The sequence below is a fragment of the Flavobacterium sp. genome, assembly GCF_031381455.1.
GTDB lineage: Bacteria > Bacteroidota > Bacteroidia > Flavobacteriales > Flavobacteriaceae > Flavobacterium.
Map to the genome: position 1 here is coordinate 86,357 of NZ_JANMXZ010000041.1, position 25,305 is coordinate 111,661.

Sequence of the window (25,305 nt, forward strand, 5' to 3'; positions counted from 1 at the left end):
TAATATCTTAATGGTTTAAAATTTTTACCATTAAGGAATTAAGAAAAATTAAGCTCAACAATAAAATAAAAAATTATGGCAGATATATCAACAGATTTCTTAGGCATAAAATCTCCCAATCCATTTTGGTTAGCCAGCGCGCCACCAACAGATAAGTTAATCAATGTCGTTCGCGCTTTTGAAGCAGGTTGGGGCGGAGTCGTATGGAAAACTTTGGGTTCGCAAGTCAAAAATGTTTCTTCTCGTTATTCCTCCGTGGATTATGGTGGAAAACGAATGATGGGTTTCAACAACATCGAATTAATCAGCGACCGACCATTAGAAATCAATCTAAAAGAAATTTACGAAGTCGTAAAAATGTTCCCGGACAGAGCAATGATTGTTTCGCTGATGGCGGACAACGACCGAAAATCATGGCATGATTTAATCATGAAAGCAGAAGATGCCGGAGCAATGGGATTTGAATTAAACTTTGGTTGCCCACACGGAATGACCGAAAGAGGCATGGGAGCAGCAGTAGGACAAGACCCGGAAATTGCCAAAATGGTAGTCGAATGGGTAATGGAAAAAGCAACAATTCCCGTAATCACAAAGCTTACACCAAATGTACATTCGGTGGTGCCAACAGCACAAGCGGCAGTTCAAGGCGGAACAAGTGCATTGAGTTTAATAAACACTATTCAGAGTGTAACCGGAATTGATTTGGATACTTTAGTACCGAATCCTTATGTAGCAGGGAAAAGTGTTTTTGGCGGTTATTGCGGTCCGGCCGTAAAACCAATCGCCTTAAAAATGCTAACGACTGTGGCACAAGATCCAATTGCTTCCCGAGTTCCTGTTTCTGGAATTGGTGGCGTTAGTACATGGAAAGATGCTGTAGAATTTATGCTTTTAGGCGCAACTTCTGTACAGGTTTGTACAGCAGCAATGAATCACGGTTTCCGAATAGTAGAAGATATGTGTGAAGGCTTAAACAACTGGATGGACGAAAAAGGATTTGAAAAGACCACCGATTTCATCGGAAAATCAGTAGAGAAAATTACTCATTGGGAAGATTTGGATATTAACTACCATCATATCGCCAAAATCGACCAAGATAAATGCATCCATTGCGGACTGTGCTACATTGCCTGCGAAGACACTTCACACCAATCGATTAATGTGGAAAGAGGAAATCCGTACAACAATTACACCGTGAAAGAAGAAGAATGCGTAGGATGTAATTTGTGTAAATTGGTTTGCCCGGTTGATGCCTGCATCACGATGGAAGTACATCGCGTAGCTCCTGAATATGTAAACTGGAAAGATTGGCAAAGAGAAGGCCGTCCGTTGAATGATCATTAATATTTAACTACGTTCAGTTCGCTGACGCTCGTGTGGGCGTGTCCTCGTCGAAAAGACGAGGTCGGGCTTTCCGCAGTATCTTTTTTGTTTGTCACCCTTAGCGGTCCCGAAGTTTCGGGAGAGGGCTATTCACTAACAAAAAAGGATACTTGCTGCAATCCCTCACGCAAACCAACAATACTTAATTACCTTAATTTCTTAATGGTTAAAAAACTAAAAGAATTCTGTTAAAATAATAGCAAATGAAAATAAACGCAACTCGACTTCAAAGTTATTTTGAAGCAATGAGTGAAATAGGTAAAATAGGCGAAACAGGAACTTGTCGTCCTGCGCATACAGCATTGGAAAAACAAGGATTTGAAATCGCAGCTTCCTGGATGGCAGCAGCCGGAATGTCAACACATATCGATAATTTCGGAAACCTAATCGGAAGACTCGAAGGCAAAAATCCAAACTTACCCGTTTTGATGATGGGTTCGCATCTCGATTCACAACCTTATGGCGGTCGATTTGATGGTGTCGCCGGCGTTTTATGTGCGATTGAAGTTGTTCGAACTTTACATGAAAACGGCATTGTTCCAGAAAGAAGCATTGAAGTAATTTCCTTTGCCGATGAAGAAGGCTGGCGTTTTAACAAAGGACTTTTCGGTTCACGCGGAATCTTAGGCAAACTAGAAGAAGGCGAATTACAACGAAAAGACCAAGACGGAATTACTAGAGAACAAGCACTAAAAGATTTTGGTTGCGACATTACGAAATTCAAGGAATCAGAGTATAAGCCGGGAAGCATTTTTTGCTTTTTAGAATTGCACATAGAGCAAGGTCCGGTTTTGGACATGGCACACAAACCAATAGGAGTTGTTTCGGGAATTTCGGGACCATTGTGGTGGACAGTCAAACTAAAAGGAATGGCAGGACATACGGGTTCTGTTCCAATGCCGATTCGAAAAGATGCTTTAGTTGGTGCAGCCGAAATTATTGTCGCCGTCAACGAAATTGCCACTCAAGTTCCGGGAAACCCAACCGTTGGAACAGTCGGAACTTTGAATATTTTTCCATCATCAAGAAATATTATCCCGGAAGAAGTGACCTTTACCGTTGATTTGCGCGACATTGATTTAGAACGAAGAAACCGTTACGAGAAAGAGCTTCGAGATAGAATAGAGTCCATTTGTGCCAAACATAAACTCACTTACGAAATATCCGAAGACACCAAAAGCGACCCGCGTTATTGCGCTGATTGGATAAAGGAAATCATGCATGACGAATGTAAAAAGTTAGATTTGGATGAAATCGAACTAATGAGCGGCCCATTCCACGATGCATTAGCGCTGTCTTACGCCTGCGATTACGGAATGATATTCGTTCGTTGCAAAGATGGCATCAGTCATAATCCGCTTGAGTATTCCTCTTATGAAGATTTGGCTCTTGGTGCCAATGTTTTATTGGGAACAGTAAGGGAGGTATTAAAAAAATAAAACCAAATAGTATTACAAGCCATTCAGAAAGAAATAGCCATCAGAGAAATTTGGCGGCTTTTTTTATTCTCTTTTAATAAATGCTATCTTTACTTTTTCAACACAAAATCATGTCCAATAAAGACGTCAAAATACTTCACTTCGACAGCAATCATCCATTGTTATGGGAACAATTGGAACAAGCCGGTTTTCAAAACGAAGCCGATTTTACTTCATCAAAAAATGAAATTGAGACTAAAATCCACAACTATCACGGAATCGTTATCCGGAGCCGATTCAAAATTGACAAAGATTTTATTGATAAGGCTACCAATTTAAAATTCATTGCGCGTGTTGGTGCCGGATTGGAAAGTATTGATTGTGAGTATGCAAAATCAAAAAACATTCATCTTATAGCTGCTCCGGAAGGGAATAGAAATGCTGTTGGTGAACATGCAATAGGAATGCTTTTGTCTTTGATGAACAAACTAAATCGCGCCGATAAATTGGTTCGAAATGGGCAATGGATTCGCGAAGGAAATCGAGGTTATGAATTGGAAGGCAAAACCATCGGGCTGATTGGTTATGGTAATATGGGAAAATCATTTGCTAAAAAACTGCGCGGATTTGATGTTGAAGTTATGTGTTATGATATCTTGCCCAATGTTGGGGACGAAAATGCCAGACAAGTTTCTTTACAAGAACTTCAACAAAAAGCCGATGTTTTAAGTCTGCATATTCCATGGACTTCGGAAACGCATAAGTTGGTCAATGTAGATTTCATTAATGCATTTACCAACCCTTTTTGGTTTATCAATACCTCAAGAGGGAAAAATGTGGTGACGGATGATTTAGTAACTGCGTTAGAATCAGGAAAAATTCTCGGTGCAGGATTGGATGTTTTGGAATATGAAAAGTTGTCTTTTGAAAACCTTTTTTTGTCATCCCAGTCTATGCTAAGCGGAGCCGAAGTACAGTCGAGAGACCTTCCCAAAGCTTTCGAATATTTAGTACAAGCTGAAAACGTTTTACTAACCCCACATATTGCGGGCTGGACATTTGAAAGTCATCAAAAACTAGCGCAGGTTATTGTGGATAAAATCAAGAAATTATTCAACAGCGTCAGTTCGAGTTGAAGTGAGATTTGCGACAGAAAATCTAACTGAAGTATCGTGAACCAATTTTATATCGAAACTTCTCGATGCAATTTTTTAAAATCAAATCGAAGTGACGAACTATAAATAACTAAAATTAATAATAAAGACGTTAAAGAGTAACAGGCTGTTCGGCTAGGTTTTGAATTCGAAGGAAATAAAATCGAACTTTGGGAACCAATTGATAGCGCTTTCTTATAATTTTTTATATTTTAGTCGAATAAACAAAAACATAACCAATAATAAACCAAAAGTATTATGGAATCACAAAAAGTAGACATGTTCATGATGACCAACGCCAAATTTTTTGAAGGGCATCACCTAAACGCAATTAGAGAAAGACTAATAAGTTTAGACGATTCAAAATGGGGATTAGTTCAAACCATGCAATTTAAAGACCCAACAACAAGTATAATCGTTTCGCTTTTAGGAGGCGGATTAGGAATAGACCGATTTATGATTGGCGATACCGGAATGGGTATTGGTAAACTATTAACTTGTGGTGGTCTAGGAATCTGGACAATCATAGATTGGTTTTTAATTATGGGTGCCACTCGTGAAAAAAACATGGAAACATTCCAGAATGCATTTTACTAATAGATGACCAGAAATAAGTTATATTCCTTATTGCTTATTGCTTGTTTAGCTGGATTTATTTACCTTTTTTACAATATTCACACTCTACAAAGTCAAACATTCCGAGTTTGTATCATTAAAAATGTGACAGGTTTTCCTTGTCCATCTTGTGGAACAACTCGGGCTGTAACTTTGATTTTAGAAGGAAAATTTATAGAATCGTTACTTCTAAATCCGTTTGGAATACTAGTTGCTGTCGTGATGACAATCTTTCCTTTTTGGATATTAATAGATATCATACTCAAAAAAGAAAGTTTTTTCAGAATGTATAAAAAAACAGAAGCGACTATCAGAAAACCTTGGCTAGCCTCGATTTTAATACTATTAGTACTTCTCAACTGGATTTGGAATATATACAAACACTTATGATACAGGAAACCACTTTTGCCTATAAACCGGGCGAGCACGAACGCGAAAAAGCATCCAACAGTTATTTGATGTCTTTGGTAGCACTCATCGCCGGATTGCCTTTGCCGATTATTAATTTATTAGCCACGTTCTTTTTCTTTTTAGCCAATAGAAAAGGCACTTATTTTGTACGCTGGCATTGTACTCAATCTTTGTTTTCACAACTAGCTTTGTTGGGAATTAACAGCGCCAGTTTTTGGTGGACGGTTTCTATTATTTTCACAGATGAAAAAGTAAGTAACAAGTATTTTGCCTATATTTTTACGGTAATTTTATTCAACTTATTCGAAATTTTCTCTACTATTTATGCTGCTGTACAAGTCCGTAAAGGAAAACATGTTCAGTTTTTATTCTTTGGAAATCTTACTAACTTAATTTGCAGAAAATGATTCAGAAAACATTTCTTCAGGCACTACTTATAGTATCAGCATTTTTCCTGATATGGTTTGGATTTTCACAAGTTGATTTTATGACCTTGTTCAAAGTAAAAGAACGAACTACAACTATAGAAAGCAAACTTGGTGATTTGATTTGGAATCAATTGGAAGATACCGAAAAAATCATTTATAATGACAGCATTACAAAATCATTGGACAAGCTGCTAAAACCTTTGTGCGACGCTAATGATATTGAACAAGATTCATTGAAAGTTCATATAATAAATAAGGATGAAATCAATGCTTTTGCTTTACCAAATAATCATTTGGTGGTCTACACAGGATTGATAGAAGATTGCAAAAGACAAGAAGCTTTACAAGGAGTTTTAGGGCACGAGATAGCGCATATCGAAAACAATCATGTAATGAAAAAATTATCCAAAGAAGTTGGCTATTCGGTATTGTTAACAGCAGCAGGCGGTTCAAAAGGCGGGCAAATGGCAAGAGAAATCCTGAAAACACTCAGCTCTTCAGCTTACGATAGATCACTCGAAAAAGAAGCTGATATTACCAGTGTGAAGTATATGATGAAAGCCGATATCAATCCGAAACCAATGGCAGATTTTATGTATCAGATGGCACAAGACAGCAGCATTAATAAAGCGATGTATTGGATTGCTGATCATCCGGAATCTGAAGAACGAGCCAAATATATTTTGGAATATATCAAAGACAAGAAACTAAAAAACAAACAAACACTTTCCGAAAAAGACTGGAAAATTTTTCAGGAACAAGTTGGAAAAGAGTAATAAAAAGGCAACTGATTCAGTTGCCTTTTTTTATTGTTGAGTTATAGTTTTTTTTGAAATTGTCAATTTATCTATTTCTTTCGCTAGTTGTATTTTGATGTTGTTCTAAAAGTAACTATTTTATATTTTTTTCGCTGGATTATAATTATTTGGTTTAAAAACATATAAAATCATCACTTTTCATATTTCTGTATAGTTTATTTATACAATAAAAGAAGTCTCATGTTGTCAAGCTTTGTTTTATTTGTAATTATATAAAATATATTCTCTTATGAAAAAACTAGCTACTATAATATTTGTCCTTACAGCTCTATTTGCAAACGCCCAATTTAATTATCAATCTACTATACGCAATAATAGTAGTCAATTGGTAACCAATCAAATTATATCATTGCGATTTAATATTAAGTTGGCGTCTGCTACCGGAACTAATGTTTATTCAGAAATCCAACATCCATTAACTGACGCTCAAGGGAATATTACTGTTATGATTGGAAATGGTACTGCCACTACAGGCGTTTTTTCACAAATCAATTGGACGCAAGGAATTCATTACTTAACCGTTGAGTTTTTTACAGGAACTAATTCTTGCCAATGGATTAATGTGCCTTTTGATCAAAATGGAACTATTGGTCAGATTGTATCTTATTGTAATAGTCAGTACATCTATGGTGCATGCACTTCTTTCAGCACTTTAGTTTGGTCAGATGAATTTAATGGTACAGGTGTTGTCACTTCTGCAAATTGGTATCAACAAACTCAATTACCTAATGGTGATAGCTGGTACAATGGAGAAGTACAACATTACACCAACCGTCAGGTTAACGCCAATGTGAGCAGCGGGACTTTAAAAATAGTGGCAAAAAAAGAAACGTTTACCGACCAAGGAATAACAAAACAATATACTTCGGCCAGATTAAATTCAAAATTCGCCTTTACTTATGGACGAGTTGAAGTTCGTGCCAAATTACCAATTGGTGGTGGAACTTGGCCGGCAATATGGATGTTAGGTAAAAATGTTATTGAACCAGGAGGCTATTGGACTAACACATACGGAACAGCCAATTGGCCTGCTTGTGGTGAAGTAGATATTATGGAACATTGGGGGAATAATCAAAATTATGTTCAAAGTGCTATGCATACTCCTTCCAGTTTTGGGAGCACTGTAAATCTTGGTGGACGAACGATAGCAACAGCTTCAAGTGATTTTCATATTTATACACTTGAGTGGACAGCCCAAAAAATGGTATTTAGTATAGACGGAGTTGTGCATTATACTTATAATCCAACGGTTAAAGACACTACTACTTGGCCTTTTGACTCTCCGCAATATATTTTGTTGAATGTAGCTATGCAACCAGCAATAGATTCTACTTTCACACAAAGTAGTATGGAAGTGGATTATGTTAGAGTCTACCAATAAAAAAGTAATATTTTAAAAAATAATAGAAACCTATTTTATTTCAAACAAAAGCCAACAATCCTGTTGGTTTTTTTTGCGCAAAAGAGTTGATCGTTAGTTATAATTTTTTTGATAAAACTGTTTTTAAATTATCAATAAGAAAAATAATTTAGATAATTTTTATAGCATTAATATAAAATATCTCAAAAAATTACATATTCCACGATGGTATTTATGCCTAAAAAATATTCAAATACCATATCTTACCTATACATTAACTATTCATTTATAGTGAAACTCAAAAAAGAAGATGCGGTATTAAATAAAAAAACTCTATATAAGTAAAGGTTTCAAGAGTTTTTGATTTTTTTTAAAGTGTATAGTTTTTGTATACGCAAACGTTTTCGGTTCAGATACTATTTATCTATGTTTACACCTCAACTTTTTAAAACAAAACTCAATGAAAAAATTATTATTATTATTTTTCCTGATGACTATTTCATTAGGATATTCGCAAGACCCAGCAACGGGTCCAACAAATCCTCCTGCAAGAAATGCGTGGGATGTAAAATCTTTGTACGGTGGTATTTATACCAACGAGCCGAGTGTTATTTTCGACACTTTTGGTGACGGAGCAACATCTATTGCAGACGTTACATTAGGCGACTCCAATGTTGCAGCAAAATACTTAGGTCACCGTTATTCTGGTATTCGTGCTGGAGCTGGAGATCTTAATGTTACAATAATGACTAAATTGCATCTTGATGTGTATTCTCCAGATGCGAGTTTTGTAACATCATTTAGAATTAAATTAGAAGCTGTTAACGGTTCTAATGTTGAACTAGATGCTCCTGCAAGCCCTACAAGAACAACAGGTAATTGGATTTCTTATGATATTGATTTAAGCAATTATTCTGCTGTTGATTTAGCTCATTTAAAATGGATTGTCCCTGTATCAACAGCTACTTGGCCAACAGGTATTACTATGTATATTGATAATGTATACTTTTGGAGACCAGCAACTAGCTTACCGTCACCTACAATCACTGGATTCAGTATCCCTACAAAAGCAAGTGGCTCAGCTCCATTTACAATTACTGCTCCTACTAGTAATAGCACTGGTGCTTTTTCTTATTCTAGTAGTAATACTAGTGTAGCTACAATATCAAGTAATACTATAACTATTACTGGTATAGGTCAAACTACTATTACTGTAAATCAAGCTGCTACTGCATCTTACAGTGCAGGAAGTACGACAACTACTTTTGATGTTACTCCACCTGCTGCACCAAATCCTACAATTGCGGCAGCCAATATTATTGGACTATATACTGACGCTTATCCAACAATTGAATTGGCGACAGTTGATACTTTTTTAACTAGCTGGTCAGCAGCTTCTCTTACGCCTGTAGTAATACCTACAGCTAACAATACTCTTAAATATAGTAATGTTAATTATCTAGGAATTGAAACAACAACAACTCCAATTAATGCCACTGGAATGAATTTATTTCATATTGATGTTTACACACCTAATATGACAACTTTCAGAGTAAAATTAGTTGATTTCGGAGCTGATGCTGGATATGGTGGCGGAGATGATACAGAACATGAATTATCAATGACACCTACATTAAATGGATGGAATAGTTATAATCTATTACTTTCTAGTTTTACAGGTATGACTGCAAGAGCGCATGTTGCTCAAATTATCCTTTCTGGTAGCCCTGCAGGTTCTGGTACTATGTATATTGATAATATTTATTTTGGAAATCAAGCTATAACTGTGGCGCCTACTTTAAGTAATTTTACTATTCCTGCAAAACAAACAGGAGATGCAGACTTTACTATCACTCCTCCAACAAGTACTAGCTCAGGAGCTTTTACATACACTAGTAGTAATACCGCTGTGGCTACTATAGTAAGTGGTAACTCTATTCATATTGTTGGAATAGGCACTAGTACTATTACAGCTACTCAAGCTGCTTCTGGGAGCTATACATCAGGGAGTATTACTGCAAGCTTTGTAGTTACCGCTGTACTTGCAACCGCTCCAACTACTGCTGCACCATCACCAACTGCAAGAAATGCATGGGATGTTAAAGCTGTTTATAGTGGTGCTTATGCTAGTTCAAATATTCCAAATGTTGAATTATTCCCTAATTGGGGACAAGGAACTACATTTACAGAAGTTCAACTAGGAACTGGTGCTGACAATACTATAAAATATTCTAATTTAGATTATGAAGGTTTAAATTTAGTTCCTAACGGAGATCCACCGGGAACGAGTGTTTTGGGTATGACAAAATTACATATTGATGTTTGGACTCCGGATGTTTCTCCATTCTTATTTTCTCTTATTGATGGAAGTGGTGAAAGCCCAGTGACACTTACTCCAACTCTTTCAGGATGGAATAGTTATGATATTACACTAAGTACTGATTTTCCTGCTAGAAGTTTAGCTACATTAAGACAAATGAAATTTGAAAAACCAGGTTTTGTTTATCATGGAGAAACAAATTCAATTTATTTTGATAATATTTATTTTTGGAGACCAGCAACTACTAATCCAACTCCAACACTTTCAAACTTTACAGTTCCAAATAAACTAGTTGGTGCACCAGCATTCACTTTAACAGCTCCAACTAGTAATAGTTCAGGTGCTTTTACTTACACAAGTAGTAATGCTGCTGTAGCTACTATAAGCGGGTCAACCGTTACAGTAGTAGGAGCAGGAACTTCTCTCATAACAGCTAATCAAGCAGCTACAGGTTCTTATAGTTCTGGAGCTATTGCATCTTCTTTTGTGGTTTCTTTCCCTCCACCGACTACAGCTGCTCCTACGCCAACTGTACCTTCGGACAGAGTTTTATCTATTTTTAGTGATGCTTACACAAATGAAGGTGGTGCTTATTACCCATATTGGGGACAACCTGCAGGATATATAGCTCCAGCTGTAACACCAATAGGATCGCCAAGTAACAATACTTTGAAGGTTGATAATTTATCATATCAAGGAGTTCAATTAGCAAGTAATATAGATGTTTCATCAATGACTACTTTACATGTTGATATTTGGACACCAAATTGCACAACATTCGAATTTTATTTGATAGATTCTGCTCCCGTTGGAGTTCCTCCAGCAGAGCAAGCTGTTTCAGTATCTCTAACGCAAAATGGATGGAATTCTATTGATATTCCTATGTCATCTTATAATACACTTGCTTTAACCGCAGTTCAACAATTCAAGCTTGTTGGTACGCCAGCAGGAAGCGTTGTTTATCTTGATAATATCTACTTTACAAAACCAACACCACGTTCAATAGCTCCAACTACTACAGCTGTTGTTAATTATTGTAAAGGTACAGTTGCTACACCATTAAGCGCAACTGGTTTTGCTGGAAATTCTTTAAAATGGTACACAGGTACAACTAGTGCTATTACAGGTGTAACTACTTATGGATTAGCATCTGCTACAGCCCCTACACCTGTTACATCAACAGTGGCATCTCCTTCAAAAAAATATCGAGTTTCTCAAATGTTATCTGATGGAAGTGAAAGTCCAAAAGCAGATATTACAGTAAATGTGCTTGCTTTACCAACGGAGGTTTTAGGAACAATTACAAGTACTACAGTAAGCGCTACTACAACGACAGGGTTTGCTGCTGCTGCAACAGCAGTTGGACAATACGTTGGAACATCTACAACAGTATCTTATAGAGTACCAGCATTTGTTGACACTACACTTTCGTATTACTGGACTGTACCAACAGGCGTTAACATAGTAAGTCAAACAGCAAATACTTTAACGGTTAATTTCCTAGGCGTTTCTTCAGGAATAGGAGCTGTTGGTAGTATTACTGTTCAAGCACAAAATGCTAACGGTTGTAGAACTACAGCAAAATCAGTAGCACTTACTAAAGTTTTACCTACAGCACCTGCTGCTATAAAAATGACAGATGCTTTATTACCTGTTCCAACAACAGGAATTCCAACAGCTGTTACTAGTTTTGCAAAATATATGGGAACTAGTAGAGTTGTTACTTTAACAGCTACTCCATCTACTACAGCTACTTCTTATGTGTGGGAATTGCCTACAGGAGTAAATCAATTAAGTGGTGGTACTTCAAATGTAATTACTGTTAATTTCTTAGGAGTGACTAGTGAGAATACTTTCAATTATTTAACTTTAACTGGTGTTTCAACTAACAGTTTAAGAATAGGGGTAAAATCTAGAAATGGTGTTGGTGATTCAACTACAAGTAATGTTACGCTTGTTAACCCACCAACTTCATCGACAGCTAAGCAATTAACATTAACTGCTGTTAAACCAGCAGCTGTTACAGTTGTTGCAGGACAAATTGCTGCTTTATGTGGAGGTAGTACTTATACTTATACTATTACAGATACTGCTTTAGCAAGTTCATATTCTGCTACTGCTCCAGCTGGTTGTGTTGTAAATTTCACAAGTACTTTAACGTTTACAGTTACATACCCTATTGGATTTGTTGTAACGACTACAACTCCAGTTGTAGACAAAACTATTTATGTTACTTCTGTAAACGGAATGGGAACAAGTGCTACAACTAAAGCTCTTACATTAGCTACAGCATTAGCTGCGGTAGGAGTGAATACTAACTCGTATTCATATGTTGTTCCTGCAACTGGACTACCTTCTGCAGCATACTTTACTAAGTGTGCTCCTCAAACAATTACAGTACCTGCAGTTCCATATGCAACTTCATATGTTTGGACATTACAAAATGGGGCAACTGGAACTTCAACAACAAACTCAATTGTTGTTAACTTCTCAGCAGTTTCTCCATTAATTGCAACAACTAAAAATATTGTAAAAGTTAAAGCAGTTAATGCATGTGGAGTATTTAGTGCAGAAAAATCTATATCTTTATCATGGGATGGTATTTCTTCATGTACAGGTAAAATGGCTTCACCAGTAATGGTTTCTGAAGTTTCAATTTATCCAAACCCTGCTAGAGATAATTTTAATCTAGAGTTAACAGCTTCAGAAGTAAGTGAAATGTCAATGACAATTTACAATATGAACGGCGCAATGGTTAGAGCTAAAAATGTACAGTTAACAGAAGGTAACAATGTTATCAATGAAGATGTATCTTCATTAAGCAGTGGTATCTACTTTGTACAAATTTACAATGCATCTAACGGTGAAACTGTTGTTAAAAAATTAGTTAAAGAGTAACTATTATTTAAGTTAATTATTAGAAAGAGGCCTTTATGGCCTCTTTCTTTTTTTAATTACTTTTTATTTCAAACACTTTTTATAACATACGTCACAATTCCCCAAATGATAAGTTCATTGTCTTCGGTGACTTTTATCGGGTGAAAAGCCGCATTTTCTGGCATTAGATAAACACACTTTTTTTCTGTTTTAATACGCTTTACGGTAAACTCATTATCAATATAGCACACGGCAATTTTATTATCTGTAGGTTCCAAACTTCTATCAATAACCATAATATCACCATCGTCAATGCCTGCGCCAATCATAGAAGTACCAACGGCTTTGGCATAAAAAGTAGTTCCTCTGTTTTTTACCAATACATTATCCAAACTGATTTTAGCTTCATCAAAATCACCTGCAGGCGATGGGAATCCTGCTTTTATACCAGCAGCATAAAACGGAAGTTCCTGATTGTTTTCCAAATCGGGGATAAAGAATGTGATGTTGCTTTTTAGTGACATTTGATTTCTAAAATTTGCTTGAAGTCGGTCGTGTATTTATTTGACAAATGCTCTTGTTTCATTTTCCAGGTGCGTTGCAAGTCCTGATTGCCCAATCGTATTTTGCGTTCGCCGGTTTTTTTATGATAATCATCCATCACTTGCATCAGCTTGATGTGTTTTGGATTTTCGTTTTCAAAAAGATGGAATTGCTTTTGATTTTCGGGAATGATTTCGGTTACAATTACGCCCGCTTTTTTATAAATTTCGCCTTCTTCAAACATGGTTTTCAACATCTTTACGGCCAAATTACTAATCGTAATGGAAGAGTTGCTGGCAAAAGGTAAGGTTTCTATTTTATAAAAATTGTAACGCTGTCTTTCTGTTTTATACTTGTCTTTTCGCAAATAGACCATCACACCATGGCAACAGGATTTTTGTTTTCGGAGTTTTTCGGCGCAGACCGTAGCAAAAGTAGAAACGCGTTCTTTCATTTCGTCTAAAGTGGTAATGTTTCCGTTGAAACTTCGGGTAATGGCAATGGTTTTTCGGTCTTTGGGTAAATCCAATTCTAATACTGATTTACCTTCGAGTTCATATTTTAATCGCAATCCAACGACGCCCATTTCTTTTTTGATGAAGGCTTCGTTGTGTGGTAATGTAAAATCGTAAGCGGTTTTGATATCTTTGGCTTGCATTTTCTTTTTTAATCGGAAACCAATGCCCCAAACATCTTCAATTTTGGTCCATTTCAAAGCTTTAATTCGCTTCTCTTCCGAATCGATAACATAAATACCTTTGGTTCTTTCGGGATACTTACGGGCGATTTTATTGGCAACTTTGGATAACGCTTTGGTTTCGGCAAAACCGACAGAAACCGGAATGCTGAGCCATTTTATAATGCGGCGTTTCATTTGCAGTCCGTAGTCATGAAAATCGGCAATGGTTATACCATCAAAATTCATAAACGCTTCGTCTATGCTATACACTTCCACATTCGGAGTAAACCCTTCTAAAATGGTCATCACACGATTACTCAAATCGCCATACAAAGGATAATTGGAAGAAAAAACGAGGATGTTTTTTTCTTTTAATTCCTGCCGTACTTTAAACTCAGGCGCGCCCATTTGTATGCCTAAAGCTTTGGCTTCATCACTACGCGAAATAATGCAGCCATCGTTATTGGACAAAATAACAATGGGTTTTCCGTTCAGCTGTGGCTGGAAAACACGTTCGCAGGAAGCGTAAAAATTATTGCAATCGACTAAACCATACATGTTGTAAATTTAAGCAATAGCCGATTAATTTTTGCGGCTGTTGATAACTAAAAAAGCAATCAAAATGATTCTAAATGGAGTTCAGTATATTTTGAGGTTTATCCTCTTTTTTGCATAGCAAGTAATTATTTGCAAAATAATTGCTATTTTAGATGAGCGAATTTACAAAAGCACTTTGCGTCCGAGGAATGTTAGCGCCTAATTTAAAATTACAGTTTTCATCAGAAATACCTAAATTAAAACAAGATGCTCGAAAAAATATACAATCTGCCGACTCCATTTCAAATCGTTAGTGATCCCGTATCTCTTATTGTTATTAGTATATTTCTTTGCCTGTTAATTGCAGAGGAATTATTCCCGGGCAGGCCTTTACCTCAAATCCGGTATTGGAAAATTAAAGGTATTGGTGTCTTTATTATCTATTTCTTTCTTTCCTCTTATCTTCCGTTACTATGGAATGACTATTTTGCGAAATACCAACTTATCGACTTGTCCTTATTAGGAGATTACTGGGGCGCTTTGGTTGCAATTTTGGTTTATGAGTTCGGCGTTTACTTTTGGCATCGTTCAATGCATAGAAGCAACCTGCTATGGAGGGTTTTTCATCAAATGCATCACAGTGCCGAACGGGTAGATACCTATGGCGCTTTCTTCTTTAGCCCAATGGATATGATAGGTTTTACTTTTCTTACCAGCCTTGCTATGGTATGGATTGGTTTTTCGGCGCAGGCCACTATTTATGCTATTTATGGTGCCACATTTTTAGCGGTTATTCAACATGCCAATATCAAAACGCCTCAGTGGATGGGTTATATTTTTCAGCGTCCAGAATCTCATTCACTGCATCACGAAAAAGGAGTTCATGCGCATAATTATTCCGACCTTCCTATATTTGACATTATATTTGGAACATTCCGCAACCCTAAAGACTTTGTTAAGGAAACCGGATTTTATCACGGTGCCTCATTTAAAATTGGTAAAATGATTCTCTTTAAAGATATTAATAAGGAATAAATCCTCGCAGGGTTCTGTTTTTTATATGTTAACAGTTTCCACCTCTTCCAAGACAGCCGTTTTATCTGAAGGTTTGTCAATTGGTAATGTAAAATAAAAAGAAGATCCTTTACCTAATTCACTTTCAACCCATATACGACCATCGTTTTTTTCTAAAAAACCTTTTGCCAATAATAGCCCAATACCTGCTCCTTTGTTTTCTTCTACTGCTTTAGAAAGGGAGTTTACCTGAGGAGCGAAAAGGCTATCTTGTATTTCTTTTGACATGCCAACACCTGTATCCTTTATTTGTACAATCATCATATTGTCACTTTGTTTGGCTGATAAGGTAATTTGTCCTCCTTTATGCGAATGTTTTATAGCATTGGACACTATATTTTGAAGAATAGAAAGCAACATTTTCTCATCGGCAAACACACTACAATTTTCTTGTATTTCACTATGGAGATTTATTGTGTTAATGGCGGCGGTTTCTTTTAATGATTCAAAAACTTTTTTTACATAATGGATAAGTTCAATTTTGGCAGGAACAAACGCTTCGGCTGCATACTTTATCCTTGCCCACTCTACCAGATAATCCAACATGTTTAATTCATTTACAGAAGCATTATAAAATTCCTGCAACAAATTTTTTGCTAATTCAGGTTCTATTGTATCGAAATTTGATTTCAAATAGTCAGCACCTTGGATAATACCTGCCAGTGGGCTTCTTAAATCGTGAGATAAAATGGCAAGTACATTTTCCTTGTGTGTGTTAAGCTCTTCAAGCTCTTTTGCATATTCTTTTATAGCATCTTCCGATACTTTTCTAGCAGTGATATCACGCAATATTTTTACATATCCAATCACTTCATCAACTTCATTTTTTAATGGAAATACTAAGCCATCGGCATAAAATGTTTTTCCGTCCTTACACAAATGCCATCTCACATCTACCGATCTTCCAGCTTTAAGGGCTATATCAATTTCTTCTTTTGGAATACCATTTTCTTTATCTTCTTTCGTAAAAATGATTTCAAATGGTTTGCCTATAATTTCATCTGTTTCATATTGAAATATTTTTGTTGCACCCGAATTCCAACTGTTTATATTCAGGTCTTTATCGACTGTAAAAATTGAATAATCCTGCAGACTATCAATTATTTGGCTATAAAATTCTGCACTCGGGACGTACTGCTCTTTAAGAACTTTGGTAGTTTCTTCCGATATCATATTACTTTTAGATTAATAGATTCTGTGAATAGAATCCAGTTACAAATATGTCTTTTTAATTGTCAATTGTGTTATACAATTATTTTATTGTATTATAATGCGGATAATCACAAACTTAACACAAAAACAAATCTTTACTTCGCCAAAGGATTACCTTTAAAAAAAGTAAAAATATGTCAGATAAAAACAAAAAGTTGTTCGGAGTTTGGATGGACTCACACAACGCAACAATCGTAGGAAAAGAAGATTTCGAAAACAAAGAATTTATAATTCTAGGGCATGTAAAAAATGCAGGGCCAGATAAAAATTCTAATGAGAGTGCATCAAACAATCAGGAGATTGCTTTGACTCATAAATTTTTCAAGGAAATTGCTAGTCAAATGCCAAACATTGATGAAATTCATATAACCGGAACGGGGCAAATTCAGGAGCAGTTTATGAAGTTTTTAGCTGAAACGCCACAATACAAAAATGCAATTTCAACAGAAAGCACTTCTAATAAAATGAGCGATGAAAATCTAGCCCTTTTTATGATGAAACATTTTAATTAAAAATAGTTCTATCTAACTTCTTAAAAATCGTAAACAACAGTTTGCGATTTTTTTTTGAATAAAAATGCCAGCTACCAAAAGCAGTTTGCTTTGTGTGAGAGGCTCAATATGTGAATGTTGCAATTTTAAAATATAATTTCACAACTATTTAATTTCTACTATTTTTCAATTTTGCATTATAACAATTAAGTTGTAAATAAATATAAACAAAAATGGAAAAAGATCAAAAAAGGGTTGCTAATACAAAAAGTGATAGCAAGTTAAAAGGAGGAACAAACTCAGATTCAAACAACACCAAAACGGTTAATTCTTCTAGTGAGAACACCAAAAAAAGTGCCTCTGCAAAAGAAAAATCAGGAGATAAAAAGAAAATAGCAACCTCCAAGCAATAAGTTAAGTGAGTCGGTGACCAAAATTCAGATTCAAAGTATGCAAGTGAGTAAAAACAGAAAACCAAAGTTTCACAAAAGGGTTAGTTTTCTTTTCTTAAATAAATCAGTAATAATTAAATAAAAGACGAAATGAAAGAAACTTCAAACACCACAAAAGAGAAAAAAACTCATACTCCGATGAATTCATCACAATTAATGAAATTGTTTGTAGATGAATTAAAGGATATTTATTGGGCAGAAAAAGCGTTGACTAAAGCCATTCCCGAAATGATTGAAAACGCATCCTCTTTAGAATTAATTAATGCTTTAACTCTCCATCTCGAAGAGACACATGAGCATGTAGAAAGACTGAAACAAGTCTTTGAACTCTTGGGGCAAAAACCCGAAACAAAGCCATGCAAAGCCATGCAAGGTTTGATAGCCGAAGCTGGTGAAATCATGAAATCATGCGAAGAAGGCCCAATGCGAGATGCCGGAATAATTTCGGCCGCACAAAAAGTAGAGCACTATGAAATGGCAACCTATGGAACGCTGCGGCAGTTTAGTGAAACGCTAAATTTAACAGATGCAGTTGTGCTATTAGCAGCAACGCTTCAAGAAGAAAAAGCGGCTGATGAAAAATTATCTAGTGTGGCTATAGATACTGTGAATGTTGAAGCTGCTTCAGAAGCGGTTTAAAACTTCATAACTCAAAATTGGTCCAGCACCATTCGCGTTCTTTTAAGATGATGACTCAAATATGTGAATCCCATAAGTTTATCAAAAAATATTATAACAGATTGAGGGATACTATGTTCAACTTTGCAGAATAAGAAATACAATTAAATAATAAAATAATAAAATAATAACAATAAAATAAAAACGATTATGAGTACAAGTAAAGTAGTATTAGGAACAGTGGCAGGACTTGCCGTAGGAGCAGTTTTGGGAATCTTATTTGCTCCAGAAAAGGGTTCAGTAACACGTCAACAAATCATGGATAAAGGAAATGATTATGCGGATGATTTTAAATCAAAGTATAAAGAATTTGCAGATTCTATTTCAGAAAAGTTTCAAAACGCCAAATATGATGCACAAGAACTAGCCGAAAATGGAAAAGCTAAATATGATGAAGTAAAAAAAGATACCAGTAATGCAATCTCTAGCTATAAATCATAATTGAGCTTTGTATAACTGACAATTCAACACTTGTTCGAACGAGCACCCACAACTCTTACGAACAGTTACAAAAAAGCACACTAAATAGTGTGCTTTTTTATTTATATGATATTGTAGTGTGTCTATTAAATGACTCTTTAATTTAATAAATTAGTCACTAATGATGGATAAATTCCTATTATGATATTTAGTAAAATAGCAACAACTGCTACAGCATAATATACAAAAGGGACAGCCTTTTTATCTTCAGAAGCTTCCTTAGTATACATTGCTAAAATCAGTTTGAAGTAATAACCCACACTTATTATAGAGTTGATAACTGCCGCAATCACAACCACCACATAACCTGCTTTTATAGTTTGGGTAATTAGTATAAATTTGGCAAAGAACCCAGAGAAAATCGGAATTCCCGCCATGGATAATAGTGATGCTGTTAAAATAGCAGCCAATAACGGATTCGTTTTTCCTAAACCATTGAAGTTAATAATATCTTCATTGTCTTTGTCTTTGGTCACATAAATAATTACGGCAAAGGAAGCAATTCCGGCTAAAGCATAAGCCGCAGTATAATACAGTAATGTAGAAGCGGCGGTTGCCATACTAAGTAAAGCCATAAGCATAAAACCGGCATGAGAAATTCCCGAAAATGCCAACATACGTTTTACATTGTTCTGACGCAATGCCATGATGTTTCCGACAGTCATAGAAAGGACAGAAACGACTGCCAAAACGATTTGAAATTTATAGTCAATATCAGCGTTAAGAACATCCAATAATTTGAATAATGTAGCCATAGCAACAACTTTAGCTAACGTACTCATAGTTGCTGTTGTGATTGAAGGCGATCCTTCGTAAACATCGGGTGCCCAAAAATGGAATGGTGCAGCGGCAATTTTGAAAAGCATACCAATAAGCAACAATATTACTCCTATGGTATACCAAACTGGCAATTCGGCTGAACGGGACATGCTTTTTATATACTCAACATCAAAACTAACCATAGCGCCATAAATCAAGCAAATTCCAAATAAAATAATTCCGGAAGCAAACGAACCCATTAGGAAATATTTCATTCCGGCTTCATTACTTTTTACATCCAATCGTTTGCTTCCTGCCAAAATATATAAGGATATAGAAAGCACTTCAATTCCTAAGAAGAACATGGATAAGTTTCCAAAAGAAATCATGGCAACAGCACCTGCTAAAAGGAAAATCTTGATAGCAATAAAATCTGAAATTTTGGTTGGATGGTCTTTATAAAAATCGCCACTTAAAGCGACTAGGAATATCGTCAATACAATAAAAAGACTTGAAAATGCCACCGAAAATTTGCTGACTACAATCATGTTGTTGTACATAGGATTGTTGTACAACTCCGGCGTATTAAACTCAGATATGGTAAGTCCAAGAATAGCTAAGAGTCCAAGAATAGCAACCGGAACCAACAGCCTTCTTAGATTGAAGATTTCAGCAATAAGGCAAAAAACACCTAAACCTGATATGGCAATTAATGTATTCATTTTTTTATTTAGGATTTGGGATTTAGGAATTAGGATTTGATATCCTTTAAAACTAAATCTCTATTTTATTTGTTGTTTTATATTTTTTTAATGATGAAGAGTAATTGGGCGTTAATTTTATTAATCCTAAATCCCAATTCCTTAATCCTTAATTCAATTATCTGTTTATGGTCTCTAAAATTTCATTCAAACTCGGCGTTACCAAATCCACTATCGGTTTTGGATACAATCCGAAGAATAATAAAAAGCCTATGATAACGACTAATGTTATCGCTTCATTGGTGGTAACGTCTGCAAAAAATTTGGTATTGGTTTCACCCAACATTGTATTTTGGAACATTTTAAGCATATAATAACCACCCAAAATAATGGTCGTTCCACCTAAGATTACAAACCAAATATTGATTTGAATTAAACTATATAAAACGGTAAACTCTCCTACAAAGTTGAATGTTCCTGGCAAAGCTACTGAAGCCAAAACCAAAATCATAAACATCGAAGTGAATCTTGGTGTTTGTGCTCTGATTCCGCCCATTTCAGAGATAGTTCCGGTTTCGTATCTTCTAAAAATAATTTCAGCAGCGAAGAACAATCCAACGATAACAAATCCGTGGGCAATCATTTGCGAAACGGCGCCACTTAATCCGTCAATTGTTAAAGTATAACAACCTGCAGCGATTAAACCAACGTGTGCTAATGACGAATAAGCCAATAATTTTTTCAAATCTTTTTGACGTAATGCTACGATTGAACCGTAAATAACTCCGGCAATACTCAATCCGATAAGCACCGGCATATAGGTTTTTGCTGCCAAAGGAGCAATTGGTAATTGCCAACGAATAACGCTGTATAATCCCATTTTCAGCATGATACCAGATAAAAGCATGGTGCCAACAGTGGGTGCTTTTTGGTACACTTTTGCCTGCCATGTGTGGAAAGGAATAATCGGAATTTTGATAGCATACGCTAAGAAGAAAGCAAAGAAAATATAACACTGTTCTGTAGCCGATAAGTCTAATTTGTATAAATCTTCTAAAAGGAAGCTATCTGCTTTTGTATATAAATAAGCAAAACCAATCAACATGAAAAGCGAACCTGCCAAAGTGTAAATAAAGAATTTCACTACTGCTTTTTTGCGTTCTTCGGCATCACCATTTCCCCAAATTAAAGCAATAAAGTAAATCGGAATCAATGCTAATTCCCAGAAGATATAGTATAATAAACCATCGGCTGCTAAAAATGTTCCGGTCATGGCAAACGCCATAAATAATACTAGTGCGTAGAAATTTTTGCTGTTTTTGAAGTTATTTCCAAATGATGAAAAAATAATCAATGGAGTTAAAGCAGTTGTCAATAAAACCATCGCTAAAGAAAGTCCGTCTGCTTTGAAAGCTAAGGCTACTTTTGGAGCATCAATCCAATTGGCAAAGAAACTTAAATCACTTAGTTGTACACAAGAGTTTAATAAATACAAAGTAACAGCCAGTGCTCCCAAACTAAAAACCAGCGCCACTTTGGAAGCCAATTTATCTCCGGAAAAATAGGTGATTAAAGCACCAACCAACAGTAATAATAATATAGTAGTTACATCCATTATGTAAAAATTATTTTGCTATAAATAAATAAGTTATGATGGCTCCAATACCAATCACAAAGGCGAATAAATACAATCCGATACTACCGGTTTGTAATTTTTTACCTTGTATTCCAATGCCATTGGCAACCGTTCCAAAACTGAAAACCACTTTTCCTAAAGCAGGTTCCAATGTCGTTCTAAAGAAATTAGACAAACTGTTCAAAGGTCTTACAATTAGAAAAGTATAGAATTCATCAACATAATATTTGTTGTATATTATTTTAGAAAAGCCAACAATTTTAGCATCTTCTTTTGGAACAAAAGCTTGTTTTATGTATTTTGAATAGGCCCAAAGGATTCCAAAAACAGCTCCGGCCAAAGCAATTCCCATCAACATATATTCGTGAGTTCCCAGATTGTGTTCTTCGTGTTTTGTGGCTAAAATTGGTTCTAAGAAATGGTTTAACCAATTACTTCCAGGTAAGTTAATTGCTCCGCCAATAGCTGCCAAAACAGCTAATATTATTAACGGAATTGTAATCAGACTAGGACTTTCGTGTAAATGATGTTTTTGTTCTTCAGTACCTCTGAAGTCTTTGAAGAAGGTTAAATACATCAATCTAAACATATAAAAAGCCGTCATGATAGAAGCGATTGAAGCGACAACCCATAAGACTTTGTTATGTTCGAAAGCGACCATCAAGATTTCGTCTTTTGACCAAAAACCCGCAAATGGAAATATTCCGGCAATCGCTAAAGTAGAAATCATCATCGTCCAAAACGTGATTGGCATCGCTTTGCGTAAACCACCCATTTTTCGCATGTCTTGTTCGCCATGTAAGCCATGAATTACCGAACCTGAACCCAAGAACAAACACGCTTTAAAGAAAGCATGTGTGATTACGTGGAATACAGCTACATTATAAGCTCCCAATCCTAATGCTAAAAACATTAATCCCAATTGAGAAACCGTAGAGTATGCTAATACTTTTTTGATATCGTTTTGTAGTAAACCAATGGATGCAGCTACCAATGCTGTTGCTGCACCAACAATGGCAATTATATTTTGAACATCCGGAGTTAAGTCAAACAAGAAGTTCATTCGGGTAATCATAAATATACCAGCAGTTACCATCGTTGCCGCATGGATTAACGCCGAAACTGGTGTTGGACCAGCCATTGCATCGGGTAACCATGTGTATAAAGGTAATTGAGCTGATTTTCCACAAGCACCAATGAATAAACATAAAGCAGCAACACTTAATATAAGTGTATTTTCATTTCCGGCAAGTAGCGCTTGTTTCATTTCAACAAAATTCAATGTTGAAAACAAAAGTCCTAAAATGAAAATCCCAATCAAAAATCCTAAATCTCCAATTCGGTTCATGATAAATGCTTTCTTTGCGGCATCGTTATACGATTGATTTTTATACCAAAATCCGATTAGTAAATACGAACACAATCCAACGCCTTCCCAACCGATAAACATTACCAATAAGTTGTTTCCGATTACTAATGTTATCATAAAGAACACGAATAGATTTAAGTACGCAAAAAACTTGTGCATATTCTCGTCATCGTGCATATAGCTGATTGAATACAGATGAATCAATGAGCCAATTCCAGTAACGAACAACAACCAGAGCAATGACAATTGGTCTAATAGAAGTCCGAAATCTAATTTGAAATTATGAACTGAAATCCATTCAAATAAAGAGATTTCAAATGGTTTTCCGTTTTGATTTAATTGTGCAAAAAAGCAAACGCTCATCAGGAAAGAAACCAAGACTGTGATTGTTCCGACTGCACCAGAAATTCTTTTGCTTACTTTTTTCCCAAAGAAAACATTGAAAAGAAATCCAGCGAATGGTGATAAGAGTAATACTAAAGCTAAAGTTTTGTCCATTTTAGATTATCCTTTTAAGTTCTTTAAATTAGCGATATCAATCGAGCCGACATTTCTGTAAACAGAAACTAAAATTGCCAAACCAACGGCAACTTCGGCAGCGGCAACCGCCATCGAGAAGAACACAAATACTTGTCCTTCGGCATCCTGACGAAAAGTTGAAAAAGCTACAAACAATAAGTTTACGGCATTCAGCATAATTTCAATCGACATGAATACGATAATTGCATTTCTTCTGTACAACACTCCAAAAACTCCAATACAAAATAGCAATGACGCAAGGAAAATGTAGTTTTCTATACCTATTTCATTTATAACATTATTCATCTTACTTTTCTGTTTTTTCTTTTTTAGACAATAGAACCACACCAATCATGGCTACTAACAATAGGATAGAAGCAAATTCAAATGGAACCATGTATTCGTTTAATAATAAGGTTCCCAATTTTTTTATAGATTGATAATCTTCAGTTGTAGCTACTTCATCACCAACAATTGGGTTTGAATTGATAAAAATTGTTACCAAAACCACACTCATCAAAATACAAACGGTAACTGCACCAAGCCTTGTGATTCGTGGCTTGTGTACTTCATCTTCTTTATTCAAATTCATCAACATAATGGTAAATAAGAAGAGTACCATAATGGCTCCGGAGTAAACAATAATGTGAACTATCGCTAAGAATTGAGAATTAAATAGTAGATAATGACCGGCAATTGTGAAAAAGCAAATCACCAGATAAATTGCACTATGAATAGGGTTTTTACTATAAATCGTTAAAAACGCCGAAGCCAAGGTAATGGCTGATAAAAAGTAGAATGTAATTAATAAAGACGACATTAGTTAGCGTTTTTGAGCTTGCCTTCTGCAAGGAGGTTGTTATTTTTCATTGCCATTTCTAAAGGCATTACCAATTTATCTTTTCCAAAAATGAAATCTTCCCTATTGTATTGAGAAGGAACTAGTTCTTTTGAAATAGTCAAATAAATAGCATCTTTCGGGCAAGCTTCTTCACATAAACCGCAGAAAATACAACGCAACATATTGATTTCATAAATCGAAGCGTATTTTTCTTCTCGGTACAAATGTTCTTCACCGGGTTGGCGCTCTTCAGCCTTCATTGTGATAGCTTCAGCCGGACAAGACAAAGCACACAATCCACAAGCGGTGCAGTTTTCTCTACCAAGTTCATCTCGTTTCAACATGTGTTGTCCACGATAAACAGGGCTGAATTCACGCGTTTGTTCCGGATAATGAATAGTGGCTTTTTTTCTGAAAAAGTGTTTGATGGTGATAAGCAATCCTTTGACGATGGCTATTAGATATAGTCTTTCCCAAAAAGTCATTTCCTTATTGGAAACTTGTTTTTTTCTACCGGAAAGCGATATACTTTGTACTGATGCTGACATAA

At 35.7% G+C, this 25,305-nt stretch carries 23 protein-coding genes; 14 read left to right on the forward strand and 9 right to left on the reverse strand.

What is annotated here, in order from left to right; translation table 11 throughout:
• Positions 1–75: 75 nt before the first annotated feature.
• From preA to RMN97_RS10220, 9 genes are all read left to right on the forward strand, one after another.
• A complete protein-coding gene (preA, locus tag RMN97_RS10180; RefSeq protein ID WP_309614412.1) occupies positions 76–1,344 on the forward strand; it encodes an NAD-dependent dihydropyrimidine dehydrogenase subunit PreA in 1,269 nt (422 codons plus the stop codon).
• A 242-nt stretch (positions 1,345–1,586) separates the two neighbouring features.
• Complete coding sequence (locus RMN97_RS10185) at positions 1,587–2,822, forward strand: M20 family metallo-hydrolase (protein WP_309614413.1); 1,236 nt, start codon at positions 1,587–1,589, stop codon at positions 2,820–2,822.
• 110 nt (positions 2,823–2,932) lie between these two features.
• The gene (locus RMN97_RS10190) at positions 2,933–3,937 is read left to right on the forward strand and encodes a 2-hydroxyacid dehydrogenase (protein ID WP_309614414.1); all 1,005 of its coding nucleotides are present in this window, start codon (positions 2,933–2,935) and stop codon (positions 3,935–3,937) included.
• A gap of 276 nt (positions 3,938–4,213) precedes the next feature.
• Positions 4,214–4,552 carry a TM2 domain-containing protein gene (locus RMN97_RS10195; protein WP_309614415.1) on the forward strand — a complete coding sequence of 113 codons (339 nt, stop codon included), beginning with the start codon at positions 4,214–4,216 and terminating at the stop codon, positions 4,550–4,552.
• Positions 4,553–4,555: 3 nt separating this feature from the next.
• The gene (locus RMN97_RS12900; RefSeq protein ID WP_409024889.1) at positions 4,556–4,960 is read left to right on the forward strand and encodes a DUF2752 domain-containing protein; all 405 of its coding nucleotides are present in this window, start codon (positions 4,556–4,558) and stop codon (positions 4,958–4,960) included.
• Complete coding sequence (locus tag RMN97_RS10205) at positions 4,957–5,388, forward strand: DUF4870 domain-containing protein (RefSeq protein ID WP_309614416.1); 432 nt, start codon at positions 4,957–4,959, stop codon at positions 5,386–5,388. The genes RMN97_RS12900 and RMN97_RS10205 overlap by 4 nt, the downstream gene beginning before the upstream one ends.
• Positions 5,385–6,185 carry a M48 family metallopeptidase gene (locus RMN97_RS10210; RefSeq protein WP_309614417.1) on the forward strand — a complete coding sequence of 267 codons (801 nt, stop codon included), beginning with the start codon at positions 5,385–5,387 and terminating at the stop codon, positions 6,183–6,185. Before RMN97_RS10205 ends, RMN97_RS10210 begins: the two co-directional genes overlap by 4 nt.
• Before the next feature lie 271 nt (positions 6,186–6,456).
• Positions 6,457–7,608: a family 16 glycosylhydrolase gene (locus RMN97_RS12905; protein ID WP_409024890.1), complete on the forward strand. Its 1,152-nt coding sequence runs from the start codon at positions 6,457–6,459 to the stop codon at positions 7,606–7,608.
• A 439-nt stretch (positions 7,609–8,047) separates the two neighbouring features.
• Positions 8,048–12,805: a T9SS type A sorting domain-containing protein gene (locus tag RMN97_RS10220; RefSeq protein ID WP_309614418.1), complete on the forward strand. Its 4,758-nt coding sequence runs from the start codon at positions 8,048–8,050 to the stop codon at positions 12,803–12,805.
• A 68-nt stretch (positions 12,806–12,873) separates the two neighbouring features.
• On the opposite strand, the gene RMN97_RS10225 is transcribed toward RMN97_RS10220, so the two are convergent.
• Complete coding sequence (locus RMN97_RS10225; protein ID WP_309614419.1) at positions 12,874–13,308, reverse strand: translesion error-prone DNA polymerase V autoproteolytic subunit; 435 nt, start codon at positions 13,306–13,308, stop codon at positions 12,874–12,876.
• Positions 13,299–14,564: a Y-family DNA polymerase gene (locus RMN97_RS10230; RefSeq protein WP_309614420.1), complete on the reverse strand. Its 1,266-nt coding sequence runs from the start codon at positions 14,562–14,564 to the stop codon at positions 13,299–13,301. The genes RMN97_RS10225 and RMN97_RS10230 overlap by 10 nt, the downstream gene beginning before the upstream one ends.
• Before the next feature lie 246 nt (positions 14,565–14,810).
• On the opposite strand from RMN97_RS10230, the gene RMN97_RS10235 reads away from it, so the two are divergent.
• Positions 14,811–15,578, forward strand: a complete 768-nt coding sequence (locus tag RMN97_RS10235; protein ID WP_309614421.1) for a sterol desaturase family protein — start codon at positions 14,811–14,813, stop codon at positions 15,576–15,578.
• A gap of 21 nt (positions 15,579–15,599) precedes the next feature.
• On the opposite strand, the gene RMN97_RS10240 is transcribed toward RMN97_RS10235, so the two are convergent.
• The gene (locus RMN97_RS10240) at positions 15,600–16,790 is read right to left on the reverse strand and encodes a PAS domain-containing sensor histidine kinase (protein WP_309614422.1); all 1,191 of its coding nucleotides are present in this window, start codon (positions 16,788–16,790) and stop codon (positions 15,600–15,602) included.
• 173 nt (positions 16,791–16,963) lie between these two features.
• Between RMN97_RS10240 and RMN97_RS10245 the strand changes: the two genes are divergently transcribed.
• The 4 genes from RMN97_RS10245 (at position 16,964) to RMN97_RS10260 (ending at position 18,891) form a co-directional block, all read left to right on the forward strand.
• Positions 16,964–17,341, forward strand: coding sequence for a hypothetical protein (locus tag RMN97_RS10245; RefSeq protein ID WP_309614423.1), 378 nt, complete (start codon positions 16,964–16,966; stop codon positions 17,339–17,341).
• A gap of 212 nt (positions 17,342–17,553) precedes the next feature.
• The gene (locus RMN97_RS10250; RefSeq protein ID WP_309614424.1) at positions 17,554–17,733 is read left to right on the forward strand and encodes a hypothetical protein; all 180 of its coding nucleotides are present in this window, start codon (positions 17,554–17,556) and stop codon (positions 17,731–17,733) included.
• 129 nt (positions 17,734–17,862) lie between these two features.
• Positions 17,863–18,411 carry a ferritin-like domain-containing protein gene (locus RMN97_RS10255; protein ID WP_309614425.1) on the forward strand — a complete coding sequence of 183 codons (549 nt, stop codon included), beginning with the start codon at positions 17,863–17,865 and terminating at the stop codon, positions 18,409–18,411.
• Positions 18,412–18,600: 189 nt separating this feature from the next.
• Positions 18,601–18,891, forward strand: a complete 291-nt coding sequence (locus tag RMN97_RS10260; RefSeq protein WP_309614426.1) for a YtxH domain-containing protein — start codon at positions 18,601–18,603, stop codon at positions 18,889–18,891.
• A 137-nt stretch (positions 18,892–19,028) separates the two neighbouring features.
• Here RMN97_RS10260 and RMN97_RS10265 read toward each other — a convergent pair whose 3' ends face one another.
• From RMN97_RS10265 to RMN97_RS10290, 6 genes are all read right to left on the reverse strand, one after another.
• Positions 19,029–20,411, reverse strand: a complete 1,383-nt coding sequence (locus RMN97_RS10265) for an NADH-quinone oxidoreductase subunit N (protein WP_309614427.1) — start codon at positions 20,409–20,411, stop codon at positions 19,029–19,031.
• A 157-nt stretch (positions 20,412–20,568) separates the two neighbouring features.
• A complete protein-coding gene (locus RMN97_RS10270; protein ID WP_309614428.1) occupies positions 20,569–22,005 on the reverse strand; it encodes an NADH-quinone oxidoreductase subunit M in 1,437 nt (478 codons plus the stop codon).
• 10 nt (positions 22,006–22,015) lie between these two features.
• The gene (gene nuoL / locus RMN97_RS10275; protein ID WP_309614429.1) at positions 22,016–23,893 is read right to left on the reverse strand and encodes an NADH-quinone oxidoreductase subunit L; all 1,878 of its coding nucleotides are present in this window, start codon (positions 23,891–23,893) and stop codon (positions 22,016–22,018) included.
• Positions 23,894–23,899: 6 nt separating this feature from the next.
• The gene (nuoK, locus tag RMN97_RS10280) at positions 23,900–24,220 is read right to left on the reverse strand and encodes an NADH-quinone oxidoreductase subunit NuoK (protein ID WP_136151242.1); all 321 of its coding nucleotides are present in this window, start codon (positions 24,218–24,220) and stop codon (positions 23,900–23,902) included.
• A gap of 1 nt (position 24,221) precedes the next feature.
• The gene (locus tag RMN97_RS10285) at positions 24,222–24,734 is read right to left on the reverse strand and encodes an NADH-quinone oxidoreductase subunit J (RefSeq protein WP_309614430.1); all 513 of its coding nucleotides are present in this window, start codon (positions 24,732–24,734) and stop codon (positions 24,222–24,224) included.
• Complete coding sequence (locus RMN97_RS10290) at positions 24,734–25,303, reverse strand: NADH-quinone oxidoreductase subunit I (RefSeq protein WP_309614431.1); 570 nt, start codon at positions 25,301–25,303, stop codon at positions 24,734–24,736. The genes RMN97_RS10285 and RMN97_RS10290 overlap by 1 nt, the downstream gene beginning before the upstream one ends.
• Positions 25,304–25,305: the final 2 nt, after the last annotated feature.